16 protein-coding genes, 3 tRNA genes and 1 pseudogene are annotated in these 23079 nt (G+C 73.6%); 14 read left to right on the top strand and 6 right to left on the bottom strand.

Going from position 1 to position 23079, the window contains the following annotated elements; genetic code table 11:
- Window positions 1-168 precede the first annotated feature (168 nt).
- The gene (locus ACFZBD_RS14995) at window positions 169-906 is read left to right on the top strand and encodes a hypothetical protein (RefSeq protein ID WP_391139870.1); all 738 of its coding nucleotides are present in this window, start codon (window positions 169-171) and stop codon (window positions 904-906) included.
- 230 nt (window positions 907-1136) lie between these two features.
- Here the strand turns inward: ACFZBD_RS14995 and ACFZBD_RS14990 are convergent, their stop codons facing one another.
- The 3 genes and pseudogenes from ACFZBD_RS14990 to ACFZBD_RS14980 form a co-directional block, all read right to left on the bottom strand.
- Entirely contained in the window at window positions 1137-2105 is a 969-nt protein-coding gene (locus ACFZBD_RS14990; RefSeq protein ID WP_391139868.1) for a DUF5926 family protein, read from the bottom strand.
- Between the two features lie 408 nt (window positions 2106-2513).
- Window positions 2514-3115, bottom strand: a pseudogene (locus tag ACFZBD_RS14985) (ATP-binding protein).
- A gap of 72 nt (window positions 3116-3187) precedes the next feature.
- On the bottom strand, window positions 3188-4009 hold the full coding sequence (locus ACFZBD_RS14980; RefSeq protein ID WP_391139866.1) for a glycerophosphodiester phosphodiesterase family protein: 822 nt from the start codon (window positions 4007-4009) through the stop codon (window positions 3188-3190).
- A gap of 173 nt (window positions 4010-4182) precedes the next feature.
- Between ACFZBD_RS14980 and ACFZBD_RS14975 the strand changes: the two genes are divergently transcribed.
- The gene (locus tag ACFZBD_RS14975) at window positions 4183-5787 is read left to right on the top strand and encodes a trypsin-like peptidase domain-containing protein (protein WP_391139864.1); all 1605 of its coding nucleotides are present in this window, start codon (window positions 4183-4185) and stop codon (window positions 5785-5787) included.
- 46 nt (window positions 5788-5833) lie between these two features.
- Window positions 5834-5918, top strand: a tRNA-Ser gene (locus ACFZBD_RS14970).
- Between the two features lie 134 nt (window positions 5919-6052).
- On the opposite strand, the gene ACFZBD_RS14965 is transcribed toward ACFZBD_RS14970, so the two are convergent.
- Window positions 6053-6694 (bottom strand): hypothetical protein, encoded by a 642-nt coding sequence (locus ACFZBD_RS14965; protein ID WP_391139862.1) that lies wholly within the window; start codon window positions 6692-6694, stop codon window positions 6053-6055.
- Window positions 6695-7217: 523 nt separating this feature from the next.
- Here ACFZBD_RS14965 and ACFZBD_RS14960 point away from each other — a divergent pair.
- The 9 genes from ACFZBD_RS14960 (at window position 7218) to ACFZBD_RS14920 (ending at window position 17444) form a co-directional block, all read left to right on the top strand.
- Entirely contained in the window at window positions 7218-8666 is a 1449-nt protein-coding gene (locus ACFZBD_RS14960) for a DUF2079 domain-containing protein (RefSeq protein ID WP_391139860.1), read from the top strand.
- Window positions 8667-8773: 107 nt separating this feature from the next.
- Window positions 8774-9952, top strand: coding sequence for an acyl-CoA dehydrogenase family protein (locus ACFZBD_RS14955; RefSeq protein WP_391139858.1), 1179 nt, complete (start codon window positions 8774-8776; stop codon window positions 9950-9952).
- Complete coding sequence (locus ACFZBD_RS14950) at window positions 9949-10914, top strand: OB-fold domain-containing protein (protein WP_391139856.1); 966 nt, start codon at window positions 9949-9951, stop codon at window positions 10912-10914. Before ACFZBD_RS14955 ends, ACFZBD_RS14950 begins: the two co-directional genes overlap by 4 nt.
- A gap of 1 nt (window position 10915) precedes the next feature.
- Entirely contained in the window at window positions 10916-12187 is a 1272-nt protein-coding gene (locus ACFZBD_RS14945) for an acyl-CoA dehydrogenase family protein (protein WP_391139854.1), read from the top strand.
- A complete protein-coding gene (locus ACFZBD_RS14940) occupies window positions 12184-12651 on the top strand; it encodes a MaoC/PaaZ C-terminal domain-containing protein (RefSeq protein ID WP_391139851.1) in 468 nt (155 codons plus the stop codon). Before ACFZBD_RS14945 ends, ACFZBD_RS14940 begins: the two co-directional genes overlap by 4 nt.
- Window positions 12648-13814: a lipid-transfer protein gene (locus tag ACFZBD_RS14935; protein ID WP_391139849.1), complete on the top strand. Its 1167-nt coding sequence runs from the start codon at window positions 12648-12650 to the stop codon at window positions 13812-13814. Before ACFZBD_RS14940 ends, ACFZBD_RS14935 begins: the two co-directional genes overlap by 4 nt.
- Before the next feature lie 52 nt (window positions 13815-13866).
- On the top strand, window positions 13867-14841 hold the full coding sequence (locus tag ACFZBD_RS14930) for a glycoside hydrolase domain-containing protein (protein ID WP_391139847.1): 975 nt from the start codon (window positions 13867-13869) through the stop codon (window positions 14839-14841).
- Window positions 14842-15075: 234 nt separating this feature from the next.
- Window positions 15076-15642, top strand: coding sequence for a SigE family RNA polymerase sigma factor (locus tag ACFZBD_RS14925; RefSeq protein WP_391139845.1), 567 nt, complete (start codon window positions 15076-15078; stop codon window positions 15640-15642).
- 155 nt (window positions 15643-15797) lie between these two features.
- A complete protein-coding gene (locus ACFZBD_RS14920) occupies window positions 15798-17444 on the top strand; it encodes a long-chain-fatty-acid--CoA ligase (protein ID WP_391139844.1) in 1647 nt (548 codons plus the stop codon).
- 109 nt (window positions 17445-17553) lie between these two features.
- Here ACFZBD_RS14920 and ACFZBD_RS14915 read toward each other — a convergent pair whose 3' ends face one another.
- Together ACFZBD_RS14915 and ACFZBD_RS14910 are read right to left on the bottom strand one after the other, a co-directional pair.
- Window positions 17554-21657 (bottom strand): PAS domain-containing protein, encoded by a 4104-nt coding sequence (locus ACFZBD_RS14915; RefSeq protein ID WP_391139843.1) that lies wholly within the window; start codon window positions 21655-21657, stop codon window positions 17554-17556.
- A gap of 288 nt (window positions 21658-21945) precedes the next feature.
- Complete coding sequence (locus tag ACFZBD_RS14910) at window positions 21946-22401, bottom strand: SSI family serine proteinase inhibitor (protein WP_391139841.1); 456 nt, start codon at window positions 22399-22401, stop codon at window positions 21946-21948.
- A 227-nt stretch (window positions 22402-22628) separates the two neighbouring features.
- Here ACFZBD_RS14910 and ACFZBD_RS14905 point away from each other — a divergent pair.
- Both ACFZBD_RS14905 and ACFZBD_RS14900 read left to right on the top strand, forming a co-directional pair.
- Window positions 22629-22719 (top strand) — tRNA-Ser (locus ACFZBD_RS14905).
- A gap of 263 nt (window positions 22720-22982) precedes the next feature.
- Window positions 22983-23055, top strand: a tRNA-Arg gene (locus ACFZBD_RS14900).
- The last annotated feature ends 24 nt before the right edge of the window (window positions 23056-23079 follow it).

The following is a 23079-nucleotide window of genomic DNA, read 5'->3' as shown; positions in this document are numbered from 1 at the left end:
CACTACCTCCGGGCCTCGCCCCCGCCACCCCTCTCCCCTGTCACCCGTACGGGTGTGAGGCGGCCCGACTTGTACGGAAACGGGCGCGGGGCGGGTCGTGCGCTCGCGATACGCCGATATCTTCGGCCCACCGTTCACGAGTCGCAGTCAGCCGGGCAGGTGGGTCCCATGAATCTCCGCATGATCGGGCTCGGGGCCGTCGTGGTGTGCGCCGCGCTGCTGCCGCTGGCCGCCCTGGCGGGACCGGCGGCCGGCCCAGGACCCGCCGAGGACGCCAAGCCGAAGGCCGACGGCGGCCTCCTCGGGGGCGTCCGCACCGGCGAGGGCCGCGAAGCTCGGGACGCCCGCGAGGCGCCCGGCGGCCGCGACGCCGAAGGCGGCGTCAACGGAGGCGACGCGGGAACCGGCGGCGACACCTCGGGCCCCGCGGACACCACGGACGCCGCCCACACCACCGGTACCGCCCCCGGCCGGGTCCCTCCTCCCCCGGTGGCCCCCGGCGCCCCGTCCGCCCTCGGCGCCGATGCCCGGGCCGACGCCGGGCCGCCGCCCGTACGCACCTCGCGGTGCGGCCCCGAGCTGACCTCCCCCGACGGGATCGAGGCGCAGACCTGCGTCATGGCGGAGGGCGCCGACACCTGGGCGCGTACGTACTACCGCAACACCACCGGCCGCGAGCTCGTAGCCGTACTCACTCTGATGGGCCCCGGCGGGCGGACCGTACAAGTGCGCTGTGCCATCACGGCGCAGGACGAACCGGGGGCGTGCGAGACGCCCAAGGAGCGCGCGAGGGGCGCGGCTTCGGCATATTCGGCGGTGGCGGAATTCGCGGGAGCGGGAGAGGGCGCCAGTACGCCGCTGCTTCTGCGCTCCGGGAGCAACCCGGCGGGGCCGGGCGGCAGTTGAGCCGGCGGGCCGTCGGGCGGCCGGGCGCGGGCATGAGAAAGGCCCGATCGCTGGCGACGGGGGATGCACCAGCGACCGGGCTTCTAGAACGGTAACAAGAGATCTGCTGTTAGCAAATTCGATCTCGGTTATTCGGACAGTGATTTTCCGGCCCGCGAGGGGAGTTGTGGCGGAGGTCACGGCCGATGACCGACTGAACGGTCTGTCAGTCACCACCGCCACCCGGGTCATCAGCTGAGAGTGACCTGACGGTTGGTGAGACCGCCGCGGGCGCGGCGCTCCTCCGGGGTGAGCGGGGCGTCCGAGGCGAGGGCCCCGGCCAGTCGCTCGGCGAACTCGGCGGCCGGCTTCTCGCAGTCCTCGGCCCGCATCGACGTGGGCAGGTCCCACACCGGGACCATCAGGCCGTGGGCGCGGAAGGAGCCCACGAGGCGGGTGTCGTCGCCGAGCGAGGAGGTGCCGGCGGCGTGGAGGCGGGCGAGGGCGTCGAGGAGCTTCTCCTCGGGGTGCGGCATGACCCAGCGGAGGTGGTTCTTCTCCGGGGTCTCGCACCAGTACGCCGAGTCCACACCGGTCAGTTTGACGGTGGGGATCGCGGCGGCGTTGGCGCGCTCGAGGGAGGCCGCGACCTCGGGGTTGGTGTTGTCGGCGGATTCCGGAATCCAGAATTCGAAGCCGGTGTGCACGACCGGCGCGAAATCGCCCTTCGGGTCGAGCAGATCCTGCAGGCGCGGGCCTTCGGCGGGAACTCGGCGAGCGGCGACCGGCGTGCCGGGCTCCGCTTCCAGGGCGCGCTGGAGGGTATCGGCGAGATCGCGGGCGAGGTCGCCGGAGGACGAGTCGTTCTGCAGGGCGAGCAGGACGGAGCCGTCGTCGCGGCGCAGCGCCGGCCACGCCATCGGCAGCACGGTCGCCAGGGTGACCGAGGGGACGCCCTCGGGCAGCCCGCCCTGCAGCGTCAGGGGGACGGTGGCGGCGGGAACCAGTTCGCGCAGCGCGACCCAGTCGCACTCGCCGGGCAGACCCTCGAAGGGGCGGTGGACCAGCTCGGTCACGGCGTGCGCGGCGGCACGGCCGTGACACGCCTTGTAGCGGCGGCCCGAGCCGCACGGGCACGGTTCGCGCGCGCCGACGACCGGGACCTCCCCGTTCGTGACCTGTGCCTTGCCGGCCTTCGTCTGGGGGCGCTTCTTGGCCATGGTGTGGCTTTCTCCCGGTAGCGGCGGTGCGGTGGCGCAGCGCCGTGCGCGGTGCACGGCTCTGTGTCGGGCGAGCCTAGCCGCACGGACGCGCTACGGGCCTCAGGCTTCGCCCTCGCACTGCCTTGCCGGTGGTACGGCGGCTCGTAGGGCCGTTGCTACGGCGGCTGTTACGGCCGCGCGCGCGGGGCTGGTACGGCTCCGCCGGGCACCGTCTGACCGCCCCTGGCCCCTTCTGACCGCCCCGGGCGGCCCCTGCCCGGGCATCACCGCGCCGCCAGGTCGAGGCGGCGCGCATCCGTACCGTCAGTCCAGGTCGAGGCGGCGTGGGTCTGTCCCGTCAGCCCACGTCGAGGCGGCGTGGGTCCGTCCCGTCAGTCCTGGTCGAGGCAGCGCTGGCCCGTCTCGTCAGTCCAGGTCGTCGTACGAGTCCAGGAAGTCGAAGCCGGAGCCGCCGCCGACCCGTGCTGCGAAGTCCTCGCGGCGATGGCCTTCGGTGACGACCACCCAGACGGTGACCTCGCCGGTCGCGCTGTCCCGTACGCCCCAGTCCTGGGCGAGCGAGCTGATGATGTTCAGCCCGCGGCCGCCGCGCGCGGTGACCGAGGGCGTCGACGGGACGGGCCGTGTGGGACCACCGCCGTCCGTCACCTCGACCGTCAGGCCGCCCGCGCCGTCCATGCTCCAGGCCGCGCGCACGTCTCCGTCGCCCACCTCGGCCCGCCCCAGCGGTCTGCCGTGCCGGCAGGCATTGCTGAGCAGTTCGGAAAGGATCAGTACCGCATCGTCGACGACCGATTCCGACATTCCGCTGCGGCTCAACTGCTCCCGCATACGGTGTCGCGCCTTGCCCACGCCCGCAGGGCCATGGGGAACGGCCATGCTCGACGACGTGGGCACTTCCTGTGCCACCACCAACGCCACCCCCGAGACCTCCTTTGCCCCACGCCAGGTGTGGATGCCCCAATGGACTGGACCGGAAACCGGCCGATACGCGTGCGGTGACGCACTCGTGACGATCGCGTACGGTCCGAACGCGCCGGTGCACTCCCTGTAAGAGGCGATACGGGAGAGGAAAGGGATTAAAGGCGGCCCAACTGGGACAGGACCTGCTTCGGCCGATTCGTGATGATCGCGTCGACACCGAGGCGCTCGCAGAGCTCGACGTCCTCGGGATCGTCGACCGTCCACACGTGGACCTGGTGGCCCGCCTTCTGGAGCCGCATGATCACGGCGGGGTGGTGGCGGACGATCCGGATCGAGGGCCCCGCGATCCGTACGCCCGCCGGCAGCCGGCCGTCGCGCAGCCGCGGGGTGACGAACTGCGTCAGGGCGACGGTGGGCAGGTGGGGCGCCGCGGCCGTGATCCGGTGCAGCGAGCGGGGCGAGAAGCTCATGACGCGGACCGGGGACTCCTCCGGGGCGGACGGTTCGTCGAGTCCGAACCGCTTGAGCAGCTGGAGCAGCCGTTCCTCGACCTGGCCCGCCCAGCGGGTGGGGTGCTTGGTCTCGATGGCCAGCTCGACGCGCCGGCCTGCGTCGGAGACCAGCTCCAGGAGGCGTTCCAGGGTGAGGACGGAGGTGAGTCCGGAGTCCTTCCAGTCCGGGCTCTCGCCCGCCTCCTCGCGGCCCTTCCAGATGCCGAAGTCGAGCGCGGCGAGATCGGCGAGTTCGAGGGCGGAGACGGCTCCGCGGCCGTTGGAGGTGCGGTTGACGCGCCGGTCGTGGACGCAGACGAGGTGGCCGTCGGCGGTGAGCCGGACATCGCATTCCAGGGCGTCGGCGCCGTCCTCGATGGCCTTCACATAGGCGGCGAGGGTGTGCTCCGGGGCGTCTTCGGAGGCTCCGCGGTGGGCGACCACCTTGGCGGGGCCGCGGTCGGTGTGCTGCCGTGCGTGGGTCACCGCGTCATGGTGCCATTGGCGGAGCGGCGGTATCGGCTCGGGTCCGTTCTGTCCATAAATAAAGAAATACGAGCGGACGCACAGCTCCGGCTTACAGTGGCCTGACGTCCCGTGGGAAAAGCTGTTCGCACACAGAGCCCGCATCCACCCGCGCAGTAAACGAGGAGAGAGCTGTGAGTACCGAGAACGAGGGCACGGCGGTTCCGGCGGACCCGACTGCCCCGTCCGCCCCTCCCACGCCTCCCGCCCCTCCCGTACCGCCTGCGTCGGCGGTGGACGCGTCAAAGCCGGCAGCGGTGCCGGAGACGGCTCCGGGCCCCTCCCCCCGGCCCGAGCCGGCGACGGCGCCGCTGCCCGTGACCCCACCGGCGGAGGCGCCGCGGGCGCACGGCCCGGCGCCCACGGGAGCCCACGGCCAGGAATCCGGAGCCCCGCACGGCCACGGACAGGAATCCGGAGCCGCGCACGGCCAGACGCCCCACGACCCCCACGACCCCTACGCGGCGACGGGAGCGCACGGCCAGGCGCCCTACGGCACGACCCCGGCCTCCGCGGGCGCGGGCGCGGCGGGTGGCTGGCCTCCGCCGCCGCCGAACGTTCCGTCCTGGGGCGCCGGTGCGGCGGTCCCGCCCGCCCCGGCGCCGCGCAAGCGGGCCGGCGGCCTGGTGGCGGCGGTCCTCGTCGCCGCGCTGGTGGCCGGCGGTGTCGGCGGCGGCATCGGCTACTGGGCCGCGGAGCGCGGCGACGGCGGCAGCAGCTCGACGACGGTCTCGGCGGGCGACTCCCCGGCCGCCTTCAAGCGCGATCCGGGCACGGTCGCGGCGGTGGCGAACAAGGCGCTGCCCAGCGTGGTCACCATCCAGGCGAAGTCCGGCGCCGACACCGGCGAGGGGCAGGGCGAGGGCGGCACGGGCACCGGCTTCGTCTACGACAAGGAAGGCCACATCCTCACCAACAACCACGTGGTGGCCTCGGCGGCGGAGGGCGGCACGCTCTCGGCCACCTTCTCCAACGGCAAGACGTACGACGCCGAGGTGGTGGGCCGGGCCGAGGGCTACGACGTGGCCGTACTGAAGCTGAAGGAGGCCCCGGAGGGGCTGACTCCGCTGCCGCTGGGGAACTCCGACAGCGTGGCGGTCGGCGACTCGACGATCGCGATCGGCGCGCCCTTCGGGCTGTCCAACACGGTCACCACCGGCATCATCAGCGCCAAGAACCGCCCGGTGGCCTCGGGCGACGGCTCCAGCGGCAAGAACTCGTACATGAGCGCCCTGCAGACCGACGCGTCGATCAACCCGGGCAACTCCGGCGGCCCGCTGCTGGACGCGAGCGGCGCGGTGATCGGCATCAACTCGGCGATCCAGTCGACCGGCAGCGGCTTCGGCCAGTCGCAGGCGGGCTCGATCGGCCTGGGCTTCGCGATCCCGGTCAACCAGGCGAAGAACGTGGCCGAGCAGCTGATCAGGTCGGGCAAGCCGGTCTACCCGGTGATCGGCGCGACGGTGAACATGACCGACAAGGGCGAGGGCGCGACGATCGCCGCCCAGGGCACGGGCGGCACCCCGTCGGTCACCCCGAACGGCCCGGCGGCGAAGGCGGGCCTGAAGGCGGGCGACGTGATCACCGGCTTCGGCGACCGCCAGATCGACAGCGGCCCGACCCTCATCAGCGAGATCTGGACGCACAAGCCGGGCGACGCGGTCAAGCTCACCTACGAACGCGACGGCAAGACCTCCACGACCACGGTCACCCTCGGCGAACGCACGGGCGACAACTGACCGGCTAGGCTGTCCCCCGCGCCGCTTCCGTACGGAAGCGGCGCGGGGTGGGTTGCCCGAGCGGCCTAAGGGAACGGTCTTGAAAACCGTCGTGGCGCGAGTCACCGTGGGTTCAAATCCCACACCCACCGCTTGCAGGTCAGAGAAACAGCAGGTCGGAAGGCGGCCCTCCGGATCGGGGGACCGCTTTCCGTGTTTCCCCGCCCCGCCGTGAGACGGCTCCCGGGCAGTGCGCCACGGACGTTCCGACGGAAGGCGAGGCTTTTCAGGGGGCGTTCAGCCCGAACTCCTGTCGGGTGCTGTTGCCGGCCCCCGGGCTGTTGATGTTGCTGTTCGTGCTGATGTTGTTGAAGAACGGGAGGACACCGTTGAGGTTGACGGGAAGGATCGACCCACCGCCCCCGTTGCCGTTGTCGTCGTCGCAGTCGCCGCCCGTGATGGTCGTGGGGTCGCTGGACGATGCCGGGGGACTGCCTGCACCGGAGACGGTGACCGTGTTGGTGACTGTGCAGGGAGCGTCCGCCGCCACACTGACCGTCAGTTCGATGACCGGGTAGGACTCGAACGGGCCCACCACGGTGTCGTTGGTGCACGTGATCGACGTGGTGAAGACACTGCAGTCCCAGGAGGCCTGCGAAAGGGTGCCTTGCACGGTGAGGCCCTGCGGGAGCGTGTCCGTGAGGGTCACCGTGCCGGTCGTCGGGTCGGAAGTGGAGCGGTTGGTCACCTGGAAGCGGTACACCCCGGATTCCCCCCTGGCGAAGCTTCCTGAGTGGAACTTCGCGACATCGAGCACGGGCGCGGCGTGCGCCGGTGTGGCGCCCGCGACGAAGGGAAGCGCGACGCCCGTCCCGACCACCGTGGCCAGGGAGGCCATCTGCCGGCCCAGCCGACTCCACATGGTCATGGTCATTCTCCTGTTGTGTGTGGTACCGCGTGGCTCGGTCCGCTGCGTAAGGCAGGGCGCCAGGCGCGGTAGGCCTGCAGTCACAACGCGTCACCTGTGAGACGGTGAACGGGGTGCGTACCCGGATCACCCGATCGCCCGCACAGTGCCCTCGTTCGGCCTGCGGTGCGGTGGCGCTGAACAGGCGCCAGGTGAGCCGACGCAGTGGACCGCGCTGGAACGTAGGACCGGGTTCGGTCATGACTCGCGTCAGGATGACGCATACGGGTGGCCTGGACGGATGGCGACCCGCCCCGGGGCCCTGGTGCTCCAAGGCCGGGTTCGGGGAGGGCACAGTAGGGTCCCGCGCATGGGGAGTCGTGTGGGGTTGGCGGGGCTGCGGGTGCCGCGGCAGCGGGGGGTGGGGGAGGGACCCGGCGGGGTCGCCGTGCCCGTTCGGGGGCGGCGGCGGGGGGTCGCGTCGGTTCTGTTGTGTTTCGTGGTGTGCTGCGGGCTCGGGCTGCAGTCGTGGACGGCGCTGCGGGTGACCGGGTTCGATCTCGGGATATTCGACCAGGCCGTACGCGCCTACGCGCACTTCGAGCTGCCCCGGTCGCCGATCAAGAACGTGCACCACGAGTTCCCGCCCGACTTCTCCCTCCTCGGCGACCACTTCACCCCGCTCCTGGCGCTGCTCGCGCCCCTCTACTGGCTGTGGGACGACCCGCGGACGCTCATCGTCGCCGAGGCCGCGCTCTTCGCCGCCGGGGTGCCGGTCGTCCGGCGGATCGCCCGGCACTGCTTCGCCGGTGCCGCCCCCGGCGTGGTGCGGCGGGCGGCCGATCTCGGCGGGCTCGTGTACGGGTTGGGGTGGCCGCTGCTGAACTCCTCGTACACCGGCTTCCACGAGGTCGCCTTCGCGGTCCCCGTCACGCTCCTCATGCTGGAGCGCGGCCTGGCCCGCCGCTACGGCGCCGCGGCACTCTGGGCGGTCGTGCTGTGCCTGACCAAGGAGGACATGGGCCTGGTGGCGGGGGCGTTCGGCCTCCTCCTGGCGGTACGGGCCCACCGCGCCGGTGACCGCGCCGGACGTGCCGTGGGGGCCGTGCTCGCCGTCGCCGGGCCGGCCCTCTCCGCCCTCGTCATCGTCTGGTTCCTGCCCGCCATGGGCAGCCCGCCCGGCTACTACTGGTCCTACGGCCGTCTCGGCGCCGACCCCGGCGCCGCACTGGCCCACGTCCTGACCGAACCCTGGCTGGTCCTCCAGGTCGCCGTCACCCCGGTCATGAAGATCGCCATGCTGGCCTGGATCCTCGGCACCCTGGCCCTGCTCCCGGCCGGCTCGCCCACCTTCCTGCTCGCCGTGCCGCTGCTGGCCGAACGGATGCTGTCCGACAACCCGAACCACTGGCCGGTGATCAACCACTACGACGCCTTCCTGTGGCCGATCCTCGTCACGGCGGCCCTGGAGACCCTCGCCCGCCTCCACCGCCAAGGCCCCCGCCGCCGCCCGCTCGTACGGTGGTCGGCGGGCGCCGCGGTCGTCCTCAGCTCGGCCGCGGCCGTCGCCCTCGGGCTCGGTCTCCTCGTCAACCCCGGTTCCTGGCAGCCCCGCCCCGACAAGCGCGCCCTGGCCGTGGCCGCCGAGCGCATCCCCGACGGCGCGACCGTGGAGGCGGACAACACCGTCGTCCCGCGGCTCTCCGCCCGCACGGACGTGGTCCTCGTCGACGCCACCCCGCGCGGCGCGGACTGGGTGCTCCTCCGCGTCGACGAACGGACCTTCCCCTTCGCCACGATCGACGAACAGCGCCGGCGCGTCGCCCTCCTCCTGGACCACGGCTACCGCCCCGTCCTGCGCCAGGACGGGGTGGTGCTGCTGCGGCGCGTCGAGACCGTTCCCGTCCCCGGCACCCGGCTCCCCGGGCCGGACAGCCGGCCCGTCCGCGAGAAGGTCCCCTCCGACGTGGGCAGCGGTCTCTTCCAGCGGTAGAGCGCCCCCGGGGCCTCCCGAGGCCCATTCCGCCGGTGACCTTGACAGGGGTCGCGTACCTGACGGACAGTCAGAAACCTCGTCGCTGACCCGGGAGGTCCGTCGCCGTGCACCTCGCCCCGACCGAGCGGCAGCTGCGGCTGCGCGCCGAACTCCGCGCGTACTTCCGCGCCGTGATGCCCGACGGCCCCCCGCCCGCCACCGACACCGCCGCCCAGCGGACGCTGCTGCGCCGCATGGGCGCCGACGGCATGCTGGGGATCGGCTGGCCCGAGGAGTACGGCGGGCAGGGCCGCGGCCCCGACGAGCAGTTCGTCTTCTTCGACGAGGCGTACCGGGCCGGCGCCCCCGTCTCCATGGTCACCCTGAACACCGTCGGTCCGACCCTCATGAAGTACGGGACCGAGGAGCAGAAGGCCGCCTTCCTGCCCGCGATCCTCCGCGGCGACCTCGTCTTCGCCATCGGCTACAGCGAACCCGAGGCGGGCACCGACCTGGCCGCCCTGCGGACCCGCGCGGTACGGGACGGGGACTCCTGGCGGATCGACGGCCAGAAGGTCTTCACCTCGAACGCCCAGAACGCCGACTGGATCTGGCTCGCCTGCCGCACCGACCCCGAGGCGCCGAGACACCGGGGCATCTCCATCGTCCTCGTCCCGACGGACGCCCCCGGCTTCTCCTGGACCCCGATCGAGACGGTCGGCGGGCTGACGACGACGGCGACGTACTACGACGGCATCCGCGTGCCCGCCGGGAACCTCGTCGGGGAGGAGAACGCCGGCTGGAGCCTGATCACCAACCAGCTCAACCACGAACGCGTCGCCCTCGCCGCGATCGGCATGCAGGCCGAGGACTTCTTCGCCGCCGCGCTCCGCCGGGCCCGCGTCCCCGACCCCGCGACCGGACGGCGGCGCGTCGACGAGCCGTGGGTGCGGATCCGCGCGGCCGAGGCGCACGCCCGGCTGGCGGCCACCCGCCTGCTCAACTGGCGCCTCGTGGCCGACGTGGGCGCCGGGCGGCTCGCCCCGGGGGACGCGAGCGGAGTGAAGGTCGCCGGCACCGAATCGGCGGTCGAGGTCTACCGCGTCTGCCAGGAGATCGCGGGCGCCCCGGGCCTGGTCAGGGCGGGATCCCCCGGATCGTGCGACGGCGGCGAGCTGGAGCGGATGAACCGGGCCGCGCAGATCAACACCTTCGGAGGGGGCGTCAGCGAGGTGCAGCGCGAGATCGTCGCCACGATGCGACTCGGCATGGGACGGACCCGCGGGGGAGGCGGTCACCGATGAGCACGGGCCCCGAGGACGGTCTCCCCGACCTGCGTGCGCGGCTCGCGGCGTACGAAGGGCGGGTGGCCGCCTCCGCCGGCGTCGGCAAGGACCCCGTCAACGAGCCGATGATCAGGCACTGGTGCGAGGCCATGGGCGACACCAGCCCGGCGTACCGCGGACCGGACGCCGTCGCGCCGCCCACCATGCTCCAGGCGTGGACGATGGGCGGCCTCTCCGGGCACACCGACCGCTCCGAGGCGTACGACGAGCTGCTCGCCCTCCTCGACGGCGCCGGATACACCTCCGTCGTCGCCACCGACTGCGAGCAGGAGTACCTGCGCCCGCTCCGGCCCGGCGACCCGATCACCTTCGACGCCGTCATCGAGGCGGTGTCGGAGCGCAAGACCACCACGCTCGGCACCGGCTACTTCGTGACGACCCGCATGGACGTCCGTACCCGCGGCGAACTCGCCGGCACCCACCGCTTCCGCATCCTGAAATACGCCCCCCGGAGCCGTGCGAACCGCCCGAACCCCCCGACTCCCCGTACGGAATCCTCGGCCGCCGCCCCCGCGCGGCGGCCGCGGCCGGTGGTCAACCGGGACAACGCCGGCTTCTGGGAGGGCGTCGCCGCGCACCGGCTGCTCATCCAGCGCTGCACGGCGTGCGCGGTCCTGCGGTTCCCCTGGCTGCCCGGCTGCCACGCCTGCGGCTCGCAGGAGTGGGACACCGTCCCGGCGGGCGGAGCCGGGACCGTTTACTCGTACGTCGTCATGCACCACCCGCCGTTCCCCGCCTTCGACCCGCCCTACGCCGTCGGGCTCGTCGAACTCGCCGAGGGCGTCCGGATCGTCAGCAACGTCATCGGCGTGCCCTACGACAAGGTCCGGATCGGGATGCCGGTCCGCCTGGAGTTCCTGCGGGTGGACGCGGAGCTGGAGCTTCCGGTCTTCCGGGCGACGGCGGAAGGCGAGGGCTGACATGGACTTCACCCCCACGGAGGAGCAGGCGGCGGCCGCCGGGCTCGCGGCGCGGATCTTCGGCGACCTCGCCACGCACGAACGGCTCGCCGCCGCCGGTACGGGCTCGGACGCCGAGCTGTGGAAGGCGCTGTGCGCGGCCGGGCTGCCGGAGGCGGTCGAGGAGACCGGGCTCCTCGGCCTCGTGCTGCTGGCCGAGGAACAGGGGCGGACGACCGCCCAGACGCCGTTCACGGCGAGCTGCGTGTACGGACTCCTCGCCGTCGCCCGCCACGGTACGGACGAACAGCGCGCCCGCCTGCTGCCCGGCCTCAGGGACGGTACGACGGTGGTGACCGGGGCCTTTCCCGCCACCGGTGCCGTACGCGCCGGCCCGGACGGGCGCCTGTCCGGCGAGGTGGGCTGGGTCCCCTGGCTGCGGGACGCGACGCACGTCCTCGTACCGGACGGGGAGCGCACGCTCTGGCTGGTTCCCGTCACCGAAGCGACCGGTGGGGTTGGTGTGGTGAGCAGGGCCTGTGCGACTGGTGGGGCTGGTGTGGTGAGCAGGGCCTGTGCGACTGACGGGGCCGGTGCGACCGGTGGGGCCGGTGTGGTGAGCAGGGCCGGTGCGACCGGTGAGGCGGCCGAGGGGAGGCGTACGGCCGAGGTGACCGTGACGCCCGTCCAACTCACCGCCCCCTGGGCCGCGGGCCGTCTCGTCCTGGACGGCGCCCGCGCCGAACGCCTCGGCGACCCCTCTGGCCGAGCCCCCGCCTCAAGCTCTGCAACCTCCGGCCCGTCCCGCCTCGGCCCGCCGTCCGCCTACGACGACGTGCTGACCATGGCCCGGATCGCCTTCGCGGGGCTGCAGGCCGGGGTCTGCGCGGGGTCGCTGGCCCGGGCGGTGGCGTACACCTCCGTACGGGAACAGTTCGGGCGGCCCCTCGCCACCCGCCAGGCGGTACAGCTGCGGGCCGCCGACGCCCACATGGACACCGAGGCGATCCGGGTCACCGCCTACGAGGCGGCCTGGCTCCACGACCACGACCAAGGCCGACACCACAGGCAGTCGGCGGCGGAGCAGGCGCTGACGGCGGCCTGGTGGGCGTCGGAGGCGGGGAAGCGGGTCGTGCACGCGGGGCAGCACCTGCACGGGGGCATGGGGGCCGATCTCGACCACCCGGTCCACCGGCACTTCCTGTGGGGCAGGCAGCTCGACGCGTACCTCGGCTGCGGTACCGAACTCCTCGCCGAACTCGGCGACCTCCTCGCGAACGGAGAGCCGACATGAGGGCAGGGGACGAACTGCCTCCGCTGGAGATCCCGATCACCCGCACGCTGATCGTCGCCGGGGCGGTCGCCTCGCGCGACTACCAGGACGTGCACCACGACGCCGAGCTGGCGCGGGAGAAGGGCTCCCCGGACGTCTTCATGAACATCCTGACCACCAACGGCCTGGTCGGGCGGTACATCACCGACCACTTCGGACCCGGCTGCGTCCTCCGGAAGGTGGCCATCCGGCTGGGCGCCCCCAACTATCCCGGCGACACGATGACGCTGACCGGCACGGTCACGGAGGTCGACGGCGCCACGGCCCGGGTGCGGGTGACCGGCGCCAACGGCATCGGCCACCACGTCACCGGCACCGTGACCCTGACCGTGGCCGCGGTCCCCTCCGGCCCCTCCTCCTCCGGCCCGTCCCCCTCCGCGCCGTCCTCCTCCGGCTCGTCCTCCTCGTCCGGAGGGGCGGTATGAGCGTCCGCCGGGCCGACACCCTCGGGGGCCGCGCCGCCATCGCCGGGATCGGGGCGACCGAGTTCTCCAAGGAGTCCGTCCGCAGCGAGCTGAAGCTCGCCGTCGAGGCCGTGCACGCGGCACTCGACGACGCCGGGCTCTCCCCGGCGGACGTCGACGGCATGGTCACCTTCACCATGGACACCAGCCCGGAGATCACCGTCGCCCAGGCGGCCGGCATCGGCGAGCTGTCCTTCTTCTCCCGCGTCCACTACGGCGGCGGGGCCGCCTGCGCCACCGTCCAGCAGGCCGCCCTCGCCGTCGCCACCGGTGTCGCCGAAGTCGTCGTCTGCTACCGCGCGTTCAACGAACGCTCGGGCCGACGCTTCGGCTCCGGAGTCCAGCGGCGGGAGCCCTCCGCCGAGGGCGCCGCGCTCGGCTGGCAGCTCCCCTTCGGGCTGCTCACCCCGGCCTCGTGGGTCGCGATGACCGCCCAGCGGTATCTGCACGCGTACGGGCTGACGCCGGAGGCCTTCGGCCACGTCGCCGTCACCGGCCGGCGGCACGCCGCCCGCAACCCGGCCGCCTACTTCCACGGGAAGCCGATCACCCTCGCCGACCACGCCGCCTCCCGCTGGATCGTGGAACCCCTCCGCCTCCTCGACTGCTGCCAGGAGACCGACGGCGGCCAGGCGATCGTCGTCACCTCCGCCGAACGGGCCCGCGGTCTGCGCCGTCCCCCCGCGCTGGTCCTCGCCGCCGCCCAGGGCGCGGGCCGCCGCCAGGAGGCGATGACCAGCTTCTACCGCGACGATCTGACCGGGCTGCCGGAGATGGGGGTGGTGGCCCGGCAGCTGTGGCGGACCTCCGGGCTCGCGCCGGACGACATCGACGTCGGGATCCTCTACGACCACTTCACGCCGTTCGTCCTGATGCAGTTGGAGGAGTTCGGCTTCTGCGGGCCGGGCGAGGCGGCGGACTTCGTGGCGGCGGACGCGCTGCCGCTGAACACGCACGGCGGGCAGCTCGGGGAGGCGTACCTGCACGGCATGAACGGCATCGCGGAGGCGGTACGGCAGGTCCGCGGCACCTCCGTGAACCAGGTGCCCGGCGCGGCCAGGACGCTGGTCACGGCGGGCACCGGGGTTCCCACATCCGGGTTGATCCTGGGCACGGACGGCTGAGGGGGCGGCCTGAGCGGTGGCCGCCCGGGGCGGGTGGCTCTTCACTCGCCCCATGGACTGCTCTCAGGACGTGACGGGGCCTCACCACCGGGCCGTGCGGGCGCGCGCGCTGGTCCCGGCCGTGGTGGCCGCGCTCACCGCGGCCGTGCTCGCCGCCCCGGCGACGACCCCCGCGAAGAACCCCACGAGGAACGGCACGGCGCCCCCGGCGAACGCCTCCGTGACGGCCCCGGAAGCCCCGGCGGCGCCGGGCGCGCCGGGAGCGGCCCCGGCCGCCCCCGGAGCCGTGGCCCCCGGCCGCGCCGCGCTCAGCACCTTCGTGGGCAAGGCCTTCGACACCTGCGAGGCGCCCTCCCTCGCGGTGATGAAGGCCTGGCGCGCCTCGCCGTACCGCGCTCTCGGCATCTACTTCGGCGGCCGCGGCCGCGGCTGTCTCACCCAGCAGCACCTCACCCCCGCGTGGGTCTCCTCGGTGCACGCGCTCGGCTGGCGGCTGCTGCCGCTCTTCGTCGGCTCGCAGGCCCCGTGCGTCTTCGCCGAGCACAAGAAGGACGTCCCCATCGGCCGGACGCCGTGGACCCAGGGCACCGTCGAGGGGGCGGACGCGGTCAGGGCGGCCCGCGCGCTGGGCATCGGGCCGTCCAGCCCGCTCTACCTCGACATGGAGGCGTACAAGATCACCGACCTGGCCTGCGCCGACACGACCCTCCTCTTCGTCCGGGCCTGGAACCGCGAGGTGCGCCGCCTCGGCTATCTGCCCGGCTTCTACAGCAGCGTCGACAGCGGCATCCGCCACCTGGAACAGGAGCGGAAGGCCGGGACCCCGGACCTGCCGGCGGTGCTGTGGTTCGCCCGATGGAGCGGCGCACCGGCGCTGTACACGGAGCCCCTGCTGCCGTCGACGGCCTGGCGGGAGTACGGACGGATCCACCAGTACGCGGGCAACGTCACGGAGTCGTACGGCGGCAGCCGGATGGCGATCGACCGCAACGCGGTCGACGCCCCCGTCGCCGAGATCCTCCCCTGACTCCCGGGGCCCCGGCCCCGGCTCCGCCCCTGATCCAGCCGCCCGCCCCGCCCCCTCCCCGGCCTCTCCCCAGCCCCGGGGTCCCGCCCCGCCTCCTCCCCGACCCTTACTCGGGCAGGGCACGGGCTCCACCTTCAGGAGGTCCAGCCGTCCCCACCCCTACAACCTGAGGCGGAGTGCGGTTCGCGACCTGGGGCCGATCCCCCGGCAGCTCCCCGCTCCTAGCGTGGAGTCATGACTCCGCCACCTTCTGGCCCCGTCTGCGCCGGCGCCTCCACGGCCGCCCGGGGGGCCGCCGTGACCATCGGCTACCCGTCCTTCTCCTCGTACGTACGGGCCCGTGGCCCCGTACTGCTGCGCACCGCCCGCTCGCTGACCGCGAACCCGTCGGACGCCGAGGACCTGCTGCAGACCGCGCTGGCCAAGACCTTCGTCGCCTGGGAGCGGATAGAGGACCACCGCGCCCTGGACGGTTACGTCCGCCGCGCGCTGCTGAACACCCGTACGTCGCAGTGGCGCAAGCGCAAGGTCGACGAGTTCGCCTGCGACGAGCTGCCGGAGCCGGTCGGGCTGCCCGAGCCGGACCCGGCCGAGCGGCAGGTCCTGCACGACGCGATGTGGCGTGCGGTGATGAAGCTTCCCGACCGTCAGCGGGCGATGGTGGTCCTGCGGTACTACGAGGACCTGAGCGAGGCGCAGACGGCCGAGGTGCTGGGCGTCTCCGTCGGCACGGTGAAGAGCGCGGTGTCCCGGGCCCTCGGCAAGCTCCGCGAGGACCCGGAGCTGTCCCCCGTACGGTGAAACCCTCACGGGTTACCGCAGGTACGAAGCCTGCCGGCGGACCGGCGCCAGCGATCGCTGGCAATTTCCCTACTCCCGGGTAGTGACATACCGAGTGGTATGTGAGCAGAATCCTCACACCCTTACTGCCACGTAGCGCCCACCGGGAGGACGCCGTGCTGAGCACCATGCAGGACGTACAGCTGACCGTGACCCGCATCCTCAAGCACGGGATGACGATCCACGGGAAGTCTCTGATCACCACCTGGACCGGTGAGCCCGAGCCGCAGCGCCGCACCTTCGCGGAGACGGGGGCACGCGCGACCCAGCTGGCCAACGCCCTGCGGGACGAGCTCGGAGTCACCGGCGACCAGCGGGTCGCGACGCTGATGTGGAACAACGCCGAGCACGTCGAGGCGTACTTCGCGATCCCCTCCATGGGCGCGGTCCTGCACACCCTCAACCTGCGGCTTCCCCCCGAGCAGCTCGTGTGGATCGTCAACCACGCCGCCGACCGCGTGGTGCTCGTGAACGGCTCGCTGCTGCCCCTCCTGGCGCCGCTGCTGCCCCACCTGCCGACCATCGAGCACATCGTGGTGTCGGGCCCCGGCGACCGTTCCGTCCTCGACGGCGTGACGCCCCGCGTGCACGACTACGACGAGCTGATCGCCGGCCGCCCCACCACCTTCGACTGGCCCGAGCTGGACGAGCGCTCCGCCGCGGCCATGTGCTACACCTCCGGCACCACCGGCGACCCCAAGGGTGTCGTCTACTCCCACCGCTCCATCTACCTGCACTCGATGCAGGTGAACATGGCCGAGTCGATGGGGCTCACGGACAAGGACACGACGCTCGTCGTCGTCCCGCAGTTCCACGTCAACGCCTGGGGCCTGCCGCACGCCACCTTCATGACCGGCATCAACATGCTCATGCCGGACCGGTTCCTCCAGCCGGCCCCGCTCGCCGACATGATCGAGCGCGAGAAGCCGAGCCACGCCGCCGCCGTCCCCACCATCTGGCAGGGCCTGCTCGCCGAGGTCACCGCCCACCCGCGCGACCTCTCCTCCATGCGCCAGGTCACCATCGGCGGCGCGGCCTGCCCGCCCTCGCTCATGGAGGCGTACGACAAGCTCGGCGTCCGCCTCTGTCACGCCTGGGGCATGACCGAGACCTCCCCGCTCGGCACCATGGCGCACCCGCCGGCCGGGCTCTCCGAGGAGGAGGCGTGGCCGTACCGCGTCACCCAGGGCCGGTTCCCGGCCGGTGTGGAGGCCCGTCTCGTCGGCCCCGCCGGCGAACACCTGCCCTGGGACGGCGAGTCGGCCGGTGAGCTGGAGGTCCGCGGCACCTGGATCGCGGGCTCGTACTTCGGCGGGATCGACGGCGAGGCGATCCGTCCGGCGGACAAGTTCAGCGAGGACGGCTGGCTGAAGACCGGCGACGTCGGCGTGATCAGCCCCGACGGCTACCTCACGCTCACCGACCGCGCCAAGGACGTCATCAAGTCCGGCGGCGAGTGGATCTCCAGCGTCGAGCTGGAGAACGCGATCATGGCGCACCCGGAGGTCGCCGAGGCCGCCGTCGTCGCCGTGCCGGACGAGAAGTGGGGCGAGCGCCCGCTCGCGACCGTCGTCCTCAAGGAGGGTTCGACGGCCGACTACGCCTCCCTCAGGGCGTTCCTCGCGGAGTCGGTCGCCAAGTGGCAGCTCCCGGAGCGCTGGGCGATCGTGCCGGCCGTGCCGAAGACGAGCGTGGGCAAGTTCGACAAGAAGGTGATCCGCAAGCAGTACGCGGAGGGCGAGCTGGACGTGACACAGCTGTAGTCCGGAAGGACGGACGACCGGCCGGACGGCGGGCGGGCGGTGGGGAGGAGGCCGAAGCCTCCTCCCCACCGCCCGTTCTCCCGTTCCGTATGCCGGTACGGGAGGGCGCCTAGTTCGTCCCTATCTTCGCCAGCAGGTCCACGATCCGGGCCTGTACCTCGTTGCTCGTGGACCGTTCGGCCAGGAAGAGCACCGTCTCGCCGGACGCCAGCTTCGGCAGCTCCGCCTCGTCGAGTCCGGCGGAGGTGTAGACGACGAGCGGGGTGTGGTTCAACTGGCCGTTCGCGCGCAGCCAGTCGATGATCCCGGCCCGGCGGCGGCGGACCTGCATCAGGTCCATCACCACGAGGTTCGGCCGCGTCTGGGTGGCCAGTGCGACCGCCTCGGTGTCGGTCGCGGCCCGCGCCACCTGCATCCCGCGCCGCTCCAGGGTCGCGGCGAGCGCCACCGCGATCTCCTCGTGCTCCTCGATGAGGAGGACGCGGGACGGGTGCTGCTCGCTGTCGCGGGGCGCCAGCGCCTTCAGGAGTACGGCGGGGTCGGCGCCGTAGGCCGCTTCCCGGGTCGCCTGGCCGAGCCCGGCGGCGAGCAGGACCGGCACCTCGGCGGCGACGGCGGCCCGGCGCAGCGACTGCAGGGCGGTGCGGGTGATCGGGCCGGTCAGCGGGTCGACGAAGAGCGCGGCCGGGAAGGCGGCGATCTGGGCGTCGACCTCCTCGCGGGAGTGGACGATCACCGGGCGGTAGCCGCGGTCGCTGAGCGCCTGCTGCGTGGCGACGTCCGGCGCGGGCCAGACGAGCAGCCGGCGCGGGTTGTCGAGCGGCTCCGGGGGCAGCTCGTCGTCGACGGGCTGCGGCAGCGGCCTGTTCGCGACCTCGACCGCGCCGCCGGGGCCGTCCAGCGGCTCGGGGCCCTCGGCGGAGCCGGCGGCGGGCGCCCCTATGGCGTACGCGCGGCCCTCGGGGGCGGCGGGGGCGCGCTTCGGCGCGGGAACGGCGGGCTGCGGGTGCGGCCTGGCCCCCGTCTCCGAGGCGGCGGCGGGGCCCGCGGCGGCGCCGCCTGCCGGGGCCGGCGTCGGCCGGTCGCCGTCGGGCGGTGTGGCGAGCTTGCGCCGCCGCCCCGAGCCGTTGGAACCGTTCGTGCCGTTCGCGCCGTTGGTCCCCGCCCCTGCGCCCGTGCCGGGGCTGGTGCCGGTACCGGTGGTGGTGGTCTGGTTCGGCGCGGCCTGCTGGGCGGCCAGTTGCTGGGCCGCGATCTGCTGGGCGAAGGGGACGCCCTGACCGAGCGTCCGGACGCTGAACGCCCGCCCGCCCAGGGACCGGTCCTTCGCGGCCGGTTCGCCCGGCGCCGCGTCCTGCGGTGCCGGTGCCTCGGCCGGCAACGGCTGGGCCGCCGGCAGCGGTACGGAGCCGGTCTCGGGACCGGCCTCCTGCAGCGGGACCGGGGAGGCCGGGGAGTTCGAGGTGTCCGGGGCGCCCAGGGTCCCGGCCGGGGCCTCCGGTGCGGGGGCGGCCGCCCGGCGCCGGCCGGTGGGCTCGACGGGCGGGTGTGGCTGGGGCTGCGCGTGCGGGTGGGCCTGCGGGGGCGTGGGATCGCCGTCCGGGGCGGCGGACCGTACGGCGTCGTGCTGCCCCTCGTCGCTCACGAGGAGGGGGGCCGGGGCCGCCACGGGCCCCGGCTGGGCCTGGACCTCCTGGCCGGTACCGACGCCCGTGCCGATGCCTGCGCCAGTGCCGGTGCCGGTGCTCGTACCGACACCCCTACCTGTGCTCGCGTCCGTACCCATGCCCGCGCCGGGGCCGGGGCCGGGGCCCGGGCCCGCGTCCAGGTCCGTGCCCGCGTCCAGGTCCGTGTCCGGGTCGGCGTCCGCCGGGGGCAGCGCGAACGGGGTGCGCGGTCCGGCCTCGGCCGCCGCCGCCCGTTCCTGTGCGGCCGCGAGCGCGCGCCGCCGACGTCCGGTGGGCTGCGCCGAGGCGGCCTCCTCCGGGCTCGCCACGGCGGGCAGGGCCCGGGCCAGGGCGGGAGCGGAGGAGGCGGCGGCGGAAGCCTCCACCGGGACGCCCTGCGGAGGCACGGTGTCCCCGAGCGCGGCACGGCCCTGTGCGCTCTCGGCCGCGGTCACCACGGAGCCCTCGGCGGGCCGGCCGCGCCGCCGGCCGGTGGGCCCGGAGACCTCACCGGCCGAGCCCGGCGCGGAGTTCGGGCCGGCGTGCGGGGCGGTGCCCGGTGCCGTCCCCGCGTTCTGGGCCGGGATCAGGTCGGCGGGAGATCCCGTGACGGAACCGGCGGGGGCCCCGGCCGGCGCCGCCGTCTCCGTACGGCCGCGGCGGCGCCCCGTCGGGCCAGAAGCTTCCTCAGGAGCGACCGAACTGTCGAGGAAGGCGTCGGTGGACGCCCGCCGGGCGCGCCGACGGCCGCCGCCCTGGGTCTCGGAAGCCTGCGCGGGCAGCGCGAGCTGCCCCGCCTGGGGCCGCTGCCCGGAGGCCGCCTGCCCCGCGTGCCCCGGGGCGGTCCCCTGGGCGGGCTGCAGCTCCGGCCGCCCGTGAGCCGGGGCCTGACCCTGAGCCGAGATCTGTCCCTGACCCTGACCCTGGGCCGGGGTCCGGGGGGCGGGCGGCGAGGCGACCGTCCCCTTCCCGGCGCCGAGCGGCACCTCGAGGACGTACGCGCTGCCGCTCGTCCCGGGCACCTCGTGGGTCTGCACCACACCGCCATGCGCCGCCACGATCCCGCGCACGATGGGCTGGTGGACCGGGTCGCCGCCGGCGTACGGGCCGCGCACCTCGATCCGTACGACATCGCCGCGCTGCGCGGCCGCCACCACGATCGTCGAGTCGGCGTAGCCGGCCCCCGGGACGACCCGGGCCTTGCCGGTCGAGTCGACCCCGGCCACGTCCGCGACGAGGTGCGCGAGCGCGGTCGCGAGGCGTCCCGCGTCCACCTCCGCCTCGATCGGCGGCGCGTGCACCGCGAACTGCACGCGGCCCGGCCCGATGAGTTCCACGGCCCCGTCGACCCCGGCGCTCACGGCCGAGTCGAGCGGCACGACGCTCTTGTCCAGCGCCTCCGTCCCGGCGTCGAGCCGCTGGTAGCCGAGGACGTTGTCGACGAGCGTGGTCATCCGCGCGTACCCGGCGGCCAGGTGGTGCAGCAGCTGGTTGGCCTCGGGCCACAGCTGGCCGGCGTCGTCGGCGGCGAGGGTGGAGAGTTCGGTGCGCAGCTCCTCCAGGGGCCCGCGCAGCGACTCGCCGAGGACGGCCGTCAGCTGCTCGTGCCGGGCGGCCAGCGCCTCGTGGCGCTCCTCCCGCTCGGCCAGCTCGGCCTCGTACCGCTCCTTCCGCTGCTCCAGTTCGGCGGCGTGGCGCTCGGTGAGGGCGGCGAGTTCGGCGGTGTTCTTCTCGACGAGCTGTTCGTACGGCCGGCGGTCGGTGAAGGTCATGACGGCGCCGACGAGCTGGTCGCCGTCGCGCACCGGCGCGGTGGTCAGGTCGACCGGCACCCGCGAACCGTTCTTCGCCCACAGCACCTGCCCGCGGACCCGGTGCTTGCGCCCGGACTTGAGCGTGTCGGCGAGCGGCGACTCCTCGTACGGGAACGGCTCGCCGTCCGGCCGGGAGTGCAGGATCAGCGGGTGCAGCTCCTTGCCGCCGAGGTCGCTGGCGCGGAAGCCGAGGATCTGCGCGGCGGCGGGGTTGACGAGGACGACCCGTCCGTCGGTGTCCGTGCCGACCACGCCCTCGGCTGCGGCGCGCAGGATCATCTCGGTCTGGCGCTGCGAGCGGGCCAGTTCGGCCTCGGTGTCGAGGGTGCCGGTGAGGTCGCGGACGACGAGCATGAGCAGCTCGTCGCCGGTGTACCCGCTGTACGAGTCGTAGGCCTCGCGCCCGTCCTCGAGGCTGGCGCTGGTCACCTCGACGGCGAACTCGCTGCCGTCGGTCCGGCGGGCGATCATCCGGGTCGGCTTGGTGCGGCCCCGCTCGTCGGTGCCCTCGGGCAGCCGCATGGAGCCGGGGATCAGCCGGGAGTCGAAGCCGGGCAGCAGATCGAGCAGCCCGCGCCCGACGAGCGCGGTGCCGGGGGTCTCGAACATGCCGAGGGCGATGGTGTTGGCGTTGACGACCGTGCCGTTGCAGTTGACGAGCACGAGGCCGTCGGGGAGGGCGTCAAGTATGGCTGCGAGGCGAGCAGCGCCTCGGGATGGCCTGCTGCTCACGACGACGCTTCCTCCCTGACCCACTGCACCTTGCCCGGCGGCTGGCCGGCCCCATCTTGCCTCTCGGGCCGCGGCCTGTCACTGAAGGAGTCTAAGGGCAGGCCCGGTGGGCGGGGGGCGAGGTCGCATGCCACCGGCAGGATCCGAACGTCATTCTCACGCGATCGCCGCACGTCATCACGGCGTCCGGCCCCCGCGAGCGCCGGTCGTACGCGACCGGTCGTGCGCCCCCCCCGCCGTGCGGGAACAGGTGAACGGCGGGCCGTGGAGGCGGTGGTGCCGGGCCGGTCAGCGCACCCGGGGCAGGACGGGCTCCAGGTTCTCCCAGCGGGCGATCTCGCATCCGTCGGCCCGGGAGAAGTCCGCGTCGACGCGCCGGCCCTGCCAGGTCCCCTCGACGTGGGCGACGGCGGGGCCGCCGTACTGCTGGGTGCAGAAGCGGTCCTTCCCGACGGGCGCGAACGGGTCCCGGCCCTCGTCGGCGAGCTGCCCGAGCCGCCGGCAGGCGTTGTGCGCGGCGGGGTGGTCCCCGCCGGCCTCGCCGCCGCACTCCAGCTTGAAGGTGCCGTCGGCCTCGCGGTGACCGCTCTTGGCGATGGTGACGGTGAGCGCGTCGGGCGCCGAGAGCAGCGGCAGCGGCGGCAGGGGCCCGGAGAGGAGGGCGGGGACGGCGGTGGCGGGGGTGGTGCCGGCGAGGGTCGCGACAGCGGTGGCGACGGTCGCGAAGACGAGGCGGCGCAGCATACGAACTCCAGGATGGCGGGCGAGGGGCTTACGGGATGGGCCCCGTCTCCTCTAACGCTCCGTACGCCCGTTCGTTGCGCAGCCGGGGGCGGGTGGGCGGCGCGGCGAAGGGGGGAAGGGCTTTGCTCTCCGGCCCGGAGGGCTAGTACGGTGAGAAGCGATTGGTGACACCCGGCCCGCCTGTGTCATCATCTGCACGCACCATCCGCGCCCGCGCGGAGGTGCATGGAGGCGTCGCCTAGTCCGGTCTATGGCGCCGCACTGCTAATGCGGTTTGGGTCTTAAAGCCCATCGAGGGTTCAAATCCCTCCGCCTCCGCCCCACCCGAAGCCCCGGCCCCCACGGCCGGGGCTTCGCCCGTTCCGGGCCCGCCTCCCGCCGCGCCCCGCTGCCCTCTGCCGAAGCTTTTCGGTCCCGCGGCGCCGCCCCACCGCCTCACCCACCTGGCGTACGCCCATCCCTCCAGAATGGCGTTTCCGCAGGTCAGAGGGGGTGTGACTAATGGATTTCGCGCTACGGCGCAGGTCATGTAATGTTGTTCCCGCAACGCCGACCGGCAAGAAAAAAGCCGGGAAGCACAAGCACTCGTAGCTTAACGGATAGAGCATCTGACTACGGATCAGAAGGTTGCAGGTTCGAATCCTGCCGAGTGCACAGCAGGCCAGAGGCCCGGACGAG

Source organism: Streptomyces sp. NPDC008121, from assembly GCF_042957155.1.
GTDB lineage: Bacteria > Actinomycetota > Actinomycetes > Streptomycetales > Streptomycetaceae > Streptomyces.
This window is presented reverse-complemented; position numbering and strand designations above follow the sequence as displayed.

Coding starts and splice junctions, on each gene's coding strand:
- ACFZBD_RS14995 (WP_391139870.1), top strand. CDS start 169: ATGAATCTCCGCATGATCGGGCTCGGGGCCGTCGTGGTGTGCGCCGCG.
- ACFZBD_RS14990 (WP_391139868.1), bottom strand. CDS start 2,105: ATGGCCAAGAAGCGCCCCCAGACGAAGGCCGGCAAGGCACAGGTCACG.
- ACFZBD_RS14965 (WP_391139862.1), bottom strand. CDS start 6,694: ATGACCATGTGGAGTCGGCTGGGCCGGCAGATGGCCTCCCTGGCCACG.
- ACFZBD_RS14950 (WP_391139856.1), top strand. CDS start 9,949: ATGAGCACGGGCCCCGAGGACGGTCTCCCCGACCTGCGTGCGCGGCTC.
- ACFZBD_RS14945 (WP_391139854.1), top strand. CDS start 10,916: ATGGACTTCACCCCCACGGAGGAGCAGGCGGCGGCCGCCGGGCTCGCG.
- ACFZBD_RS14940 (WP_391139851.1), top strand. CDS start 12,184: ATGAGGGCAGGGGACGAACTGCCTCCGCTGGAGATCCCGATCACCCGC.
- ACFZBD_RS14935 (WP_391139849.1), top strand. CDS start 12,648: ATGAGCGTCCGCCGGGCCGACACCCTCGGGGGCCGCGCCGCCATCGCC.
- ACFZBD_RS14930 (WP_391139847.1), top strand. CDS start 13,867: ATGGACTGCTCTCAGGACGTGACGGGGCCTCACCACCGGGCCGTGCGG.
- ACFZBD_RS14925 (WP_391139845.1), top strand. CDS start 15,076: ATGACTCCGCCACCTTCTGGCCCCGTCTGCGCCGGCGCCTCCACGGCC.
- ACFZBD_RS14910 (WP_391139841.1), bottom strand. CDS start 22,401: ATGCTGCGCCGCCTCGTCTTCGCGACCGTCGCCACCGCTGTCGCGACC.